Source organism: Serratia sp. CY74737 (genome assembly GCF_052166775.1).
GTDB classification, from domain to species: Bacteria; Pseudomonadota; Gammaproteobacteria; order Enterobacterales; family Enterobacteriaceae; genus Serratia; species Serratia ureilytica.
The window spans coordinates 1-12,951 of the sequence record NZ_JBJNOF010000013.1 but is presented as its reverse complement, the minus strand read 5'-3'; the positions used below and the strand labels follow the sequence as shown (position 1 = coordinate 12,951).

Sequence of the window (12,951 nt, the reverse complement as noted above, 5' to 3'; positions counted from 1 at the left end):
CTGAATCAAAATGGATACCCGATGAAAGCGTTAACCACGATGCAGGCCGCCTATTGGGTAGGCCGACAGTCCGCTCCCCCTCTGGGCGGCATGGCCGCCCACCTGTATGCGGAGTTCGACGGCGGCGAGCTGGATGCCGCTCGGCTCCGCCAGGCCGTAGAGATGTTGTACCTGCATCATCCGCTGCTGCGCCTGCGCATTACCGACGATGGCCAACAGACGATCGCGCCCCCCAGTCCCCGGCATACCTTGCATCTCGACGACTGGCGACACGCCGATGAAGCGACGCTGGCGGCCGCGCTCGACGCCAAACGCCAGGCGAAAAGCACCCAGCTGCTGCCGCTGGAACAGGGCGTTCCCTGCGATATCAGCCTGAGCCTGCTGCCGGAAGGGCGCAGCCGCTTGCACGTCGATCTCGACATGATCGCCGGCGATGCCATGAGCTTTCGCCTGCTGATGGAGGATCTGACGGCGTTTTATCACCAGTGTCCGGCGGCGCCCTCCCATGACGCGCCGCCGGCCTACTTCGATCACCTCGAACGACGCAACGCCGACGAGGCGCTGCGCCAGCGGCGCGAACGCGGCCAGCGTTGGTGGCGTGATCGCCTGGCGCAGGTGCCGCCGGCGCCGCGCCTGCTGCGCACGCCGGATCGCTGCCGCAGCGATCGTTTGGCCATCCAGTTGAATGCAGAAGAAAGCCGCGCGCTGGAGAGCGTGGCCAAGCGGCACCACACCTCCCTCTCGACGCTGTTTCTGGCGCTGTTCGCGCTGGCCGTCGGCCAGGGTTGGAACATGACGCGCTTCCGGCTCAACGTGCCGCTGTTCCACCGCGAGAGCGAACGGGAAGACGCGCATCGCCTCGTCGGCGACTTCTCTAATCTGGTATTGCTCGGCGTGGAATTGAACCCGACGGAAAACCTGAACACCTTCTGCCAACGCCTGATGGCGCAGCTGGCGGAGCTGATCGAGCATGCAGATTATCCCGGCGTCAGCGTGATGCGCGATCTGTCACGCCTGCACGGCAGCCTGCAGCCTTCGCCGGTGGTGTTTACCGCCGGTTTCGGCATCCGCGGCAAGACGCTGTTTTCCGAACGGGTCGCCAACACCTTCGGCCCTCTCGGCTGGGTCATCTCTCAGGGGCCGCAGGTCGCGCTGGATGCGCAGGTCGCCCACGTCGACGACGGCATTCTGATCAACTGGGACGTGCGGCTGGACGCGTTTCCCGAGCACGCGCTGCCACGCCTGCTGGCCTGTTACCGGGCGCTGCTGCACCTGGCCGCACGGCAAGCGGGGGCGTTCGATCGCCCGCTGTCGCAACTGCTGGCGCAGTGTACCCCCGACGCGCTGGCGCAGCAGGCGCCGGTGCGCCAGGTGTTGCACCGGCTGCTGGCGCGGGTGGCTCCCGAGGCCGGCTTGCGCGACCACGACGATATCCACCGCTTGGCCCTGCCGGATGCTGGGGTGAACGCGCTGCTAACGGTGCTCAACAAATATCTGGCGGCGGCGCTGACGGCGCAGGATCTGGCGGCGCATCCCTCTCCGGCGGCGCTGGCGGCATTGATCTGCCAACGCTCGCCCGAGGCAGGACGGCATGCGAAAACGCTGCTCGCCGCGCTGGCGCCGCAGCACTGAGATCGGTTTCCGGGCGCGCGACGTCCGGCACGTTTTAATCGGTTAGCGACTATAGGGAAGCACCATGGAGACACCATTAACCGCACTGCAGCAGGCCTATCTTCTCGGCCGCAGCGATCGATGGCCGCTCGGCGGCGTGGCGATGCACGACTTCCGCGAATACCGCGCCCGGCAGCGGGATGTGCTGCGCCTTGAAGCGCGCCTGGCCGAGCTGGTACAGCACTACCCGGCGTTGCGCACCTGCATCGATGTGCAGCGCGGCACGCAGCACGTGCGCCCGGAAATCACGCTGCATCTGGATCGCCACGACCTGCGCTCGCTGGATGACGAAGCGGCGCAGCGCCAGACGGAACAACTGCGCGAGCGTTACTCCCACCAGCGCCACGATCCGAGCCAACCGCTGTGGCGCATCGCCGTGATCCAACTTGCCGAACAGCAGGATCCGACAGGATCGCCGTACGATACGCTGATCTTTACCAGCTTTGATGCCTTGATCCTCGACGGCCAGGGGATCTCCGCCGTGATCGCGCGCCTGTTCGACGATCGCCCTCTGACGCCGACCGCCGCCGCGCTGCCGCCCCCTGCGGCATCGGCGGCGCAACGCCAGGCCGATGCCGCCTACTGGCGCGAGAAGCTGCAGGATGTCACCACCCCGTCGGCGTTGCCGTGGCGCGCCCCGCTCGCCAATCTCACCGCATCACGCTATCGCCGCGCCACCCTGACGCTGCCGCACGACACGGTCAAACAACTCGGCCGCCTGGGATCGCCGCATGCGCTGCTGCGCAACAGCCTGCTCTCGGCGCTGATCCTCGATACGCTGGCCCACTGGACCACCGACGGGGAGCTGTGCGTCGGGGTGCCGGTGGCGTTCCCCGCCGCCGACGGTGCGCTGGGCAACGCCTCCAGCTTCGTGGCGGTGCGCTATTCGCGCTATGGCGAAGACTTTATCCAGCGCGCGCAAGCCTTGCAGGACGATGTGCTCGGTGCGCTCGATCACCTGGCGTTTTCCGGCGTCGATCTGGCGCGTCAGTTGCTCGGCCAAAGCCAGGGCGGCCCGGCGCTGCCGGTGATCCTGACCAACTGTCTGGGTTGGGAAACGCTGCCGGCCGAGGCGCCGGTGCGCTTCCACGACGGCCTGACCCAAACGCCGCAGGTCGCCATCGACATTCGCCTGACGCTGGACAGCGAAAAAAACCTGCAGCTGTGCGTGGATTACGCCGAGCAGGCGCTGCACGGCGAGCAGGTAGCGGCCATGCTGGCGGCCTTGCAGCGGCGCATCCTGCACAGTTGCCAACGCGCCGATCTGGCGATCGCCCCACGAGATTTCATCGATCTGGCGCATTACCGCCACAACGACAGCGAAGCGAATTACGCGCCTTATCCTTATCTGGCGCAGCTGGCCGAGCGGCTGTTCGGCGCGCATAACGGCGGCAACGCGCTGATCTGCGGCGAGCAGACGCTGACCTATCGCGAGCTGGGCCGGCGGATCGCCACGGCGATCGCCAACCTGCAGAGCCACGGCGTACAGCCGGGCAACGTGGTGGCGCTGTATTTGCCGCGCAGCCCGGAACAGATCATCTTCAGCCTCGCCTGCGCCCTGCAGGGGGTGATCTGGGTGCCTGTCGACATCAACTCGCCGCCGGAGCGCACCGCCTACCTGCTGGAGAACTGCCGGCCGACGCTGGTGGTGCACGGCGGCGATCTGGAGACGCCGATCGGCGTGACGCCGGCGACCCTGCTGACGCCGACGGATCGCGCGCGCGCGCTGCCGGATGAACAGGCATTGACGGAACGCAGCGCCAGCCAGGCCGCGAGCTATTACCTGTATACCTCCGGCACCACCGGTAAACCCAAGTGCGTGGTGCTCAACAACCGCGCCACCGCCAACGTCGTGCACCAAACCCAACAGCGCTGGAGAGTCACCGCCGACGACGTCTTTATTTCCGTGACGCCGCCGCACCATGACATGTCGATGTTCGATCTGTTCGGTTCGCTGTGCGCCGGCGCCACGCTGGTACTGCCGGCGCCGCATCAGGAAAAAGACGCCATCAGTTGGAACCAGTTGGTGGAAAAACATCGGGTCAGCCTGTGGTGCTCGGTGCCCGCCATTCTGGAGATGCTGCTCACCTGTAAAACGGCCGACAGCCTGCGCTCGCTGCGCCTGGTGGCGCAGGGTGGCGACTACATAAAGCCAGCGACGGTGCAAACCCTGCGCACTCTGCGCCCGGATCTCACTCTGTTCTCACTCGGCGGGCCGACCGAAACCACCATCTGGAGCATCTGGCACCCGATCGCCCCGCAGGAGAGCGGCACCGTGCCTTACGGCCGCCCGCTGCCGGCCAACCGCTATTTCATCTGCCATGACGACGGCAGCCACTGCCCGGCCGGCGTGGTCGGCCGCATCCATACCGCCGGGGTCAACCTGGCGTTGGGCTACCTGGAGCAGGGGGAGCTGAAGCAGCACGACTTCGTCACCCTCGCAGGGCCGGACGGGCAGCCGCTGCGCGCTTTCCGTACCGGCGATCAGGGCTATTACCGTCCGGACGGCAACATCATGTTCGCCACCCGGGTGAACGGCTATGTGAAGATCCGCGGCGTGCGCGTCTCGCTGCCGGAAATCGAAGACGTGCTGCGCCGCCATCCGGCGATCCGGGATATGGTGGTGGTGGATTATCCCAGCGGAGAAAACAACGAGGCGGCGCTCGGCGCCCTGTATCTGACCCGCGACGGCAAGCCGCTGCCGCTGTCCGAGATCCGCGCCTTCGCCACCGGCTATCTGCCCTGTACCCATATTCCCACTCGCTTTATCCACGCCGAGGCGCTGCCGCTGTCTGCCAACGGCAAAACCGACCGCCATCGCATCCGCGCCGACCTGAGCCAGCGGCAAACCGCGCCGGCGCTGAACGCCTGCGCAGCCCCGCCGCCGAACGCGCCTTTGGCGCGCAGCGCAGAGATCCTGACCATCTATTGGCAGGCGATCGGCGTGACGCCGCGCCCGGAATGGGGAGAAGAGACGGCATTTATCGCCATGGGGCTGAAGCTGCCGCATATCAAACAGGTGGCGGAGCGCCTCAATGACGCTTTCGGCACCCGGCTGGTGAGCAGTGCGCTCTTGCCGTGCAAGAATGCGCGCGAAGTGGCGGCGTTACTGACCAGCTGAAGCCACATCACTCGGGCGGGGATATCCCCCGCCCGCAGGTTATCAGGCGGGCAATGCCGTCAGGGCCGCGAGCGGTTGTTCCCAGGCTTCCCGCTGCAGCGCGCGCAGCAGAAATTCTTGCAGCGCCTCGCCATAGTCCAGCGCATCCTCCGTCGGGAACTGTTCCAGATAAATGTCGATATCCACCTGCAGATCGCGGGCGTCGGTGCGGCCGCGATACGTCAGGTTGAAACCGTCGCCCGAGCCCCCGGCCAATACGCGCCGGGCGCCGCGACAGCCGACAAAACGGGGCGCGTCGAAGGGTTGCACGTTGATGAAGGGAGAAATAAAGAAGCGCGAGTTCGGATCCACGCCGCGATCGGCGGCCAATTGACGCAGACGATAGCCGGCGTGGCTGCGCAGCTCGCGCAGCTGCTGCGTCAGGGTGGTCAGAAAGCTCCCCAGCGTCTCCATTGGCGACGGCGATACCAGCAGCGGCAGGGTATTAACCGCCAGCGAAGGGACGTTGGTGGCGGCTTGCCCGCGGCGATTCATCGCTGGCATCCACATCGGCAACGCATCGCCCTGCCGGACGTGGCGCGGCATGACCTGAAACAGCCAGGCCGCCGACAGCGCCACCAGCAAGTCGGGCCAATTGATGCCACTGCGTTCCGACTGCTGCGCCAGACGTTGCGCGACTTCTGTCGGCAACCGACGGTTGACGCTCAGGCGTCGCACGCCATACTCCCCGCCCCCCTTACGCACCGTCGGCAGCGCCTGCGACGGCGGCAGATAGGCCTGCCAAAAGCGCCGATCGCGCTCGCAGCGTTCAGAATCGACGTAGGCCAACTCGGCCTGTTGAAAGGGGGCGAAAGCACCCAAAGGGATGCCCGCGCTCCCCTGGCCGAGGTAGTGCGCATATAGCGCGGCGCAGCGGTGTTCGATTAGCGCCATGCCGAAACCGTCGACCAGAATATGGTGCGCACGCACGTACCAGAGGTAACGCTCCGGTCCCAGCTTCAGCAGCCAGGCGGCGGCTAACGGTTCGCGGTGCAACGCCCGGTGCTGCGCGATATCCTCGTGCATCAGGCTTTGCGCCGCCTGCCAGGGATCGCGATGCGTTTGCAGATCGATACGTTGCAATGACGGTATGCGCTGTGGCTCGTGCCGTAGCGGCGGAGGATGGTCGCCACGCCGTTCGCCAAAGCGCAGGGCAAACGCCTGCGTCTCGGCGAGGGTGGCGGCGATCGCCCGGCAGAGCGCCGCTTCCTCTATTGCGCCGCACAGTTCGGTGCAATGGGCGACGGTGGATAAGGTCTGCCCAGGGTGCAAGGTGTATTCTTCCCAGAAATCAAGCTGCGCTGGCGCCAGCGGCAACCATTCAGAGGCCAAAGCGGTGTCCGACATGTTACCTACCTTTGATAAGCCTGAATAAAAGCGCCGAACGGGCGATACCCCGCCGTTCAACGGCTTTTGTGTGTCTCCATACATCATCAAATGAAAATGATAATAACATTTATTATCATTTCAAATAATTTGGTAACACTTTAGATTCTGTTAAGCGGGGATGCAAGCGACGCAGCGGGGGCAGAGAAAAGAAAGTGGCAGGCTGAAAGGGCATAAAAACAAAACGCCCCGGGCACGGATGCCCGGGGCGTTTTCATATCCCGCTAGCCGGTGATTAGCCTTGATTGGCCGGCTTCACCTTCTGCGCCAGGAACTCCGTTTCGTAGGCCAGCGCCTTCTTGCGATCGAACTGGTGCTCCCACTTGGCGATAACCAGTACCGCCAGCGCGTTGCCCACGACGTTCAGCGCGGTGCGCGCCATATCCAGGATACGGTCCACGCCGGCGATAAACGCCAGGCCTTCCAGCGGAATGCCGACGCTGCCCAACGTCGCCAGCAGCACCACGAACGAGACGCCCGGCACGCCGGCGATCCCTTTCGAGGTCACCATCAGCGTCAGCACCAGCACGATCTCCTGCCCCAACGACAGCTCGATGCCGTACAGCTGGGCGATAAAGATGGCGGCGATGCTCTGGTACAGCGTCGAACCATCCAAATTAAAGGAGTAACCGGTCGGCACCACGAAACTGGTGATCGACTTGGGCGCGCCGTAAGCCTCCATCTTTTCGATGATGCGCGGCAGCACCGTTTCCGAACTGGCGGTGGAATAAGCCAGGATCAGTTCGTCTTTCAGGATGCGGATCAGCGTCCAGATGCGCAGGTTGCACAGCCGAGCGACCGCCCCCAGCACCACCAGGGCGAAGAACGCGATGGCGAAGTACACCAGCACCACCAGCTTGGCCAACGGCAGCAGCGAAGCGAAACCGAAGTTCGCCACCGTGACCGAAATCAGACCAAACACCCCGATCGGCGCATAGCGCATGATCATGTGGGTGACTTTGAACATGCTCTCGGACACGGCCTTGAAGACCTTCAGCAGCGGCTCTTTGGTCTCTTTCGGCAACGACGACAGCCCCAGACCGAACAGCACCGAGAAGAAGATAATCGGCAGCATGTCGCCCTTGGCCATCGACGAGAAGACGTTCGACGGGATCAGCGACAGAATGGTCGCCACCAGGCTGTGCGAACCGCTTTGCACCTGTTCGGTGGTTTTCTCATACTGCGAAATGTCCACCGTGGTCAGCGTCGACATATCGATGCCGTGGCCCGGTTGGAAGACGTTGGCCAAGGTGAGCCCCACCACGATGGCGATCGTGGTGATCACTTCGAAGTAAATAATGGTTTTCAATCCGATGCGGCCCAGCTTTTTCGCATCCCCCACGCCGGCAATACCGACGATCAGCGTGGAAATAACGATCGGCACCACAATCATCTTAATCAGACGAATAAAGATATCACCCGCCGGGCTGAGAATATTGATCACCAGCCACTCACGAGATTCGGTCTGGTTGTGCAATACCGCGCCAACAATAATACCCAGCACCAACGCGATCAGGATTTGCCAAGCCAGGCTAATTTTTACACTTTTCATACCCAAAAAGTCCTCAAAGACTCTTTGCGCCGTACAAAGTCGCAACACGGCGAAAAGAATACTTAATCATTTATTACAGGCTTATGTTAATTCAGTGGAAGCGTTCACCTGCCCTGGGTGCGACGCAGTATAAATCTGTATCATCCGGGCGGCATGCTCTGCAAGCCTTGATTTGTCAGGGTTGAGCGCTGAATCGAATCACAAAAAATTCGCGTAACTATTTCAAATGGCATAATTGCTTGTTATTAAAAACATAATTTTTCATATAATGAAGCACATAACCGCGACGGCGACGTTTTTTTGAACGCGATTAAAATGCGTTATTTTTCGTCCATTCTGCATATTTAGTCCGCATCAAATGTTTATATTTTGTTACTCAAAAGTCAAATAAATGGGAATTGGCCGAGTGACATTTTCACCCATAAATGCAGCGCCGTTTTATATTCCGATTAAAAATCGAACAATTCAGCAGGATGAATGCCACACGGTATTTCCCGAGTTTTCATCAGGAATTAAACGTTAATAGAACGTTATTTCACGATGTGCCGTCCATCGTTATATCGCGTTAATACCAACTTCGAATATTAATAGCGAAAAATAATCAAAAAAGATTTATAGCGCGAAATAATGTCGGTCTCTCCCACCCTTATTAAGCGCAAGGCAAATACCCTCGCCTTTGTTTATTCTTTTTTGTTCTTTAGATAAGTGTTTTTGGCTAAAAAAGCGGGTTTATGATGATTTAAACGCCAAATAGATAGATACGTACTGCAAATGCGACAGAACTATTACAAATCAATATCTTTGTTGCGTGATCTGCCGCGCAAAAAAGAAACAAAGAATCGTAGCAAACTATACTTAACCTTCAGTTGACATATCATTAACAACTTCAAGGAGAAAAGCTATGAGCCAACTGCATAAACACGCTATTCCTTCTGCAATTGCAGAACGCGCCCTGATTAATCCGGCACAATACCAACAGTATTATCAACAGTCGGTTCAAGACCCAGAAGCTTTCTGGGGTGAGCATGGCAAAATCCTGGACTGGATCAAACCCTATACCAAAGTCAAAAACACCTCGTTCGATCCGGGCCACGTCAGCATCCGTTGGTTTGAAGACGGCACGTTGAACCTGGCGGCCAACTGCCTGGACCGTCATTTGGCCGAGCGCGGCGACCAGACCGCCATTATCTGGGAAGGCGATGACCCGACCCAATCCAAGAAAGTGACCTACAAACAGCTGCACCATGATGTCTGCCAATTCGCCAACGTGCTGAAAAAGCTCGGCGTGAAAAAAGGCGACGTGGTGGCTATCTATATGCCGATGGTGCCGGAAGCGGCGGTCGCGATGCTGGCCTGCGCCCGCATCGGCGCCGTACATTCGGTGATCTTCGGCGGCTTCTCACCGGAAGCGGTCGCCGGGCGCATTATCGACTCCAACGCCAAACTGGTGATCACCGCCGATGAAGGCCTGCGCGCCGGCCGCGCCGTGCCGCTGAAAAAGAACGTCGACGATGCGCTGAAAAACCCCGGCGTGGTCAGCGTGGCCAACGTCGTGGTGTTCCAGCGCACCGGCAAACCGGGTTACTGGCAGGAAGGGCGCGATCTGTGGTGGCATGAGCTGACCCAGGGCGTTTCCGCCGATTGCCCTCCGGAAGAAGTGAACGCCGAAGATCCGCTGTTTATCCTGTACACCTCCGGCTCGACCGGCAAGCCAAAAGGCGTGCTGCACACCACTGGCGGCTACCTGGTGTACGCCGCGATGACCTTTAAGTATGTGTTCGACTATCACGACGGCGACATTTACTGGTGCACCGCCGACGTCGGCTGGGTCACCGGTCACAGCTATCTGCTGTACGGCCCGCTGGCCTGCGGCGCCACCACGCTGATGTTCGAAGGCGTACCTAACTATCCGGGCGTCAATCGTCTGTCGCAGGTGATAGACAAACACCAGGTCAACATTCTGTATACCGCGCCGACCGCCATTCGTGCCCTGATGGCCGAAGGCGACAAGGCGATCGAAGGCACCCGGCGCGATTCGCTGCGCATCATGGGCTCGGTCGGCGAACCGATCAACCCGGAAGCCTGGGAGTGGTACTACAACAAGATAGGCAACGCCAAATGCCCGATCGTCGACACCTGGTGGCAAACCGAAACCGGCGGCTTCATGATTACCCCGCTGCCGGGCGCCACCGAGCTGAAGGCCGGTTCCGCCACGCGGCCTTTCTTCGGCGTACAGCCGGCGCTGGTCGATAATGTCGGCACGCCACAGGAAGGCGCCTGCGAAGGCAACCTGGTGATCGTCGATTCCTGGCCGGGCCAGGCGCGCACCCTGTTCGGCGATCATGACCGCTTCGAGCAAACCTACTTCTCGACCTTCAAAGGCATGTATTTCAGCGGCGACGGCGCCCGCCGCGACGAGGACGGTTACTACTGGATCACCGGCCGCGTCGATGACGTGCTGAACGTCTCCGGCCACCGTTTGGGCACCGCCGAGATCGAGTCCGCGCTGGTATCTCACCCGAAAATCGCCGAAGCGGCGGTGGTCGGCATTCCTCATAACATCAAAGGCCAGGCGATCTACGCCTATATCACGCTGAACCACGGCGAAGAACCGACGCCGGAGCTCTATGCCGAAGTGCGCAACTGGGTGCGCAAAGAGATAGGGCCGATCGCCACGCCGGACGTGCTGCACTGGACAGACTCGCTGCCCAAAACGCGCTCCGGCAAGATCATGCGGCGTATCCTGCGCAAAATTGCCGCCGGCGACACCAGCAACCTGGGGGATACCTCCACGCTGGCGGATCCGGCTGTAGTCGACAAGCTGTTGGAAGAAAAACAATCAATGAAAGTGCCGTCATAATTTACGCCGCTTCAGGCCGCTCATTCGGATAACGCGCCGTTGAGCGGCCCTGGCGCGGCGTACTCTATCAATACCTACTGGAGACACTCTGATGAATGACACCATTTATCAAGGGATTGAAGAAAACCCGCGCTTTAAAGAGCTGGTTAGAAAACGCGGCCGGTTCGCCTGGCTGCTTTCGCTGATTACGCTGGCGCTGTACGTCGGCTTCATTTTGTTGATCGCCTTCGATCCCCAATGGCTCGGCACGCCGATCGCCGCCGGATCGACCATTACCCGCGGGATCCCGGTCGGCGTCGGGCTGATCGTGATCTCTTTCGTCTTGACCGGGATCTATGTGTTCCGCGCCAACGGCGAATTCGATCGCCTCACCGCAGAGATTCTGCGCGAGGTGAAACAATGAAGCGCTTATTGTCCGCCGCCGCGCTGCTGTTGCTGCCGGGCCTGGCCTGCGCCGACGCCATTGGCGGCGAGGTGCATCGTCAGCCGCTGAACATCCAGGCGATTGTGATGTTTATCCTGTTTGTCGGCGCCACGCTCTACATCACCTATTGGGCCTCCAAACGCACCCGTTCCCGTCAGGACTACTACACTGCGGGCGGGCGCATCACCGGTCTGCAAAACGGGCTGGCGATCGCCGGCGACTTCATGTCCGCCGCCTCGTTCCTCGGCATCTCCGCACTGGTCTATACCTCGGGCTATGACGGCCTGATCTACTCCATCGGCTTCCTCATCGGCTGGCCGATCATTCTGTTCCTGATCGCGGAACGCCTGCGTAATCTCGGCCGCTATACCTTCGCCGATGTAGCCTCTTACCGTCTGCAGCAGAAACCGATCCGTACCCTCTCGGCCTGCGGCTCGTTGGTGGTGGTGGCGTTGTATCTGATCGCGCAGATGGTCGGCGCCGGCAAGCTGATCCAGCTGCTGTTTGGGCTCAACTACCATGTGGCGGTGATCCTGGTCGGTATCCTGATGGTGCTGTACGTGCTGTTCGGCGGCATGCTGGCCACCACCTGGGTGCAGATCATCAAAGCGGTGCTGCTGCTGGCCGGCGCCAGCTTTATGGCGCTGATGGTGATGAAGTCGGTTAACTTCGACTTCAATACCCTGTTCGCCGAAGCGGTGAAGGTGCATCCGAAAGGCATCGCCATCATGAGCCCCGGCGGGCTGGTGTCCGATCCGATTTCCGCGCTGTCGCTTGGCCTGGCGCTGATGTTCGGCACCGCCGGTCTGCCGCACATCCTGATGCGTTTCTTCACCGTGAGTGACGCCAAGGAAGCGCGCAAGAGCGTGTTCTACGCCACCGGCTTTATCGGTTACTTCTATATTCTGACCTTTATCATCGGCTTCGGCGCCATCTTGCTGGTCAGCGCCAATCCGGCGTTCAAAGATGCCACCGGCGCGTTGCTGGGCGGCACCAACATGGCGGCAGTGCATCTGGCCAATGCCGTTGGCGGCAACTTCTTCCTCGGCTTTATCTCGGCGGTGGCGTTCGCCACCATTCTGGCGGTGGTTGCAGGCCTGACGCTGGCCGGCGCCTCGGCCGTGTCCCACGATCTGTACGCCAGCGTGATTAAAAACGGCAAGGCGACCGAGCGCGATGAGCTGAAGGTCTCCAAGATCACCGTCGTGGTATTAGGCCTGGTCGCCATTGCCCTGGGGATTTTGTTCGAGAAGCAGAATATCGCCTTTATGGTCGGGCTGGCGTTCTCCATCGCCGCCAGCTGTAACTTCCCTATCATCATCCTGTCGATGTACTGGTCGCGTTTGACGACCCGCGGCGCGATGATTGGCGGCTGGTTAGGCCTGCTGACGGCAGTGATTCTGATGATCCTCGGCCCGACGATCTGGGTGCAGATCCTCGGCCATGAGAAACCGATTTACCCGTACGAATACCCGGCGCTGTTCTCGATGATCGTGGCCTTTGTCGGCACCTGGCTGTTCTCGATCACCGACAGCTCACTGGCCGGGCAGCAAGAGCGGGAACGCTTCCGGGCGCAGTTTGTTCGTTCGCAAACCGGGCTGGGCATTTCTCAGGGCAGCTCGCATTGACCGAATAATAAGTGAAAAAAGCAAACACACCCTAATCAAAGGCCCTTCGGGGCCTTTTCTCTGGCTCGCTGACGGAGAAGAAGGAGGAGAAAGCAGCGCAGCGTAGCTGCGCTTTTTTACGTTTTACGCATAGCAAAAAGCCCTGAACGTTAGTTCAGGGCTTTCGGCTTTATTTGATGCCTGGCAGTGTCCTACTCTCGCATGGGGAGACCCCACACTACCATCGGCGCTACGGCGTTTCACTTCTGAGTTCGGCATGGGGTCAGGTGG

7 protein-coding genes and 1 rRNA gene are annotated in these 12,951 nt (G+C 60.8%); 5 read left to right on the top strand and 3 right to left on the bottom strand.

Annotated elements, in window-relative coordinates:
• Positions 1-21 precede the first annotated feature (21 nt).
• Together ACJ8PE_RS17505 and ACJ8PE_RS17500 are read left to right on the top strand one after the other, a co-directional pair.
• The gene (locus ACJ8PE_RS17505) at positions 22-1,632 is read left to right on the top strand and encodes a condensation domain-containing protein (protein WP_197760357.1); all 1,611 of its coding nucleotides are present in this window, start codon (positions 22-24) and stop codon (positions 1,630-1,632) included.
• Positions 1,633-1,696: 64 nt separating this feature from the next.
• Positions 1,697-4,792 (top strand): amino acid adenylation domain-containing protein, encoded by a 3,096-nt coding sequence (locus tag ACJ8PE_RS17500; RefSeq protein ID WP_197793688.1) that lies wholly within the window; start codon positions 1,697-1,699, stop codon positions 4,790-4,792.
• Between the two features lie 42 nt (positions 4,793-4,834).
• Here the strand turns inward: ACJ8PE_RS17500 and ACJ8PE_RS17495 are convergent, their stop codons facing one another.
• Both ACJ8PE_RS17495 and gltP read right to left on the bottom strand, forming a co-directional pair.
• A complete protein-coding gene (locus ACJ8PE_RS17495) occupies positions 4,835-6,178 on the bottom strand; it encodes a condensation domain-containing protein (RefSeq protein ID WP_042783479.1) in 1,344 nt (447 codons plus the stop codon).
• Between the two features lie 274 nt (positions 6,179-6,452).
• Positions 6,453-7,769 (bottom strand): glutamate/aspartate:proton symporter GltP, encoded by a 1,317-nt coding sequence (gene gltP / locus ACJ8PE_RS17490; RefSeq protein ID WP_197793686.1) that lies wholly within the window; start codon positions 7,767-7,769, stop codon positions 6,453-6,455.
• Between the two features lie 901 nt (positions 7,770-8,670).
• On the opposite strand from gltP, the gene acs reads away from it, so the two are divergent.
• The 3 genes from acs to actP all read left to right on the top strand — a co-directional run bounded on the left by acs (position 8,671) and on the right by actP (position 12,681).
• Complete coding sequence (gene acs / locus ACJ8PE_RS17485) at positions 8,671-10,629, top strand: acetate--CoA ligase (RefSeq protein ID WP_033652607.1); 1,959 nt, start codon at positions 8,671-8,673, stop codon at positions 10,627-10,629.
• A 91-nt stretch (positions 10,630-10,720) separates the two neighbouring features.
• Positions 10,721-11,032 (top strand): DUF485 domain-containing protein, encoded by a 312-nt coding sequence (locus tag ACJ8PE_RS17480; RefSeq protein WP_004930047.1) that lies wholly within the window; start codon positions 10,721-10,723, stop codon positions 11,030-11,032.
• Positions 11,029-12,681: a cation/acetate symporter ActP gene (gene actP / locus ACJ8PE_RS17475; protein ID WP_004930048.1), complete on the top strand. Its 1,653-nt coding sequence runs from the start codon at positions 11,029-11,031 to the stop codon at positions 12,679-12,681. The genes ACJ8PE_RS17480 and actP overlap by 4 nt, the downstream gene beginning before the upstream one ends.
• A gap of 178 nt (positions 12,682-12,859) precedes the next feature.
• Here the strand turns inward: actP and rrf are convergent.
• Positions 12,860-12,951, bottom strand: a 5S ribosomal RNA gene (gene rrf, locus ACJ8PE_RS17470); the annotation flags it as partial.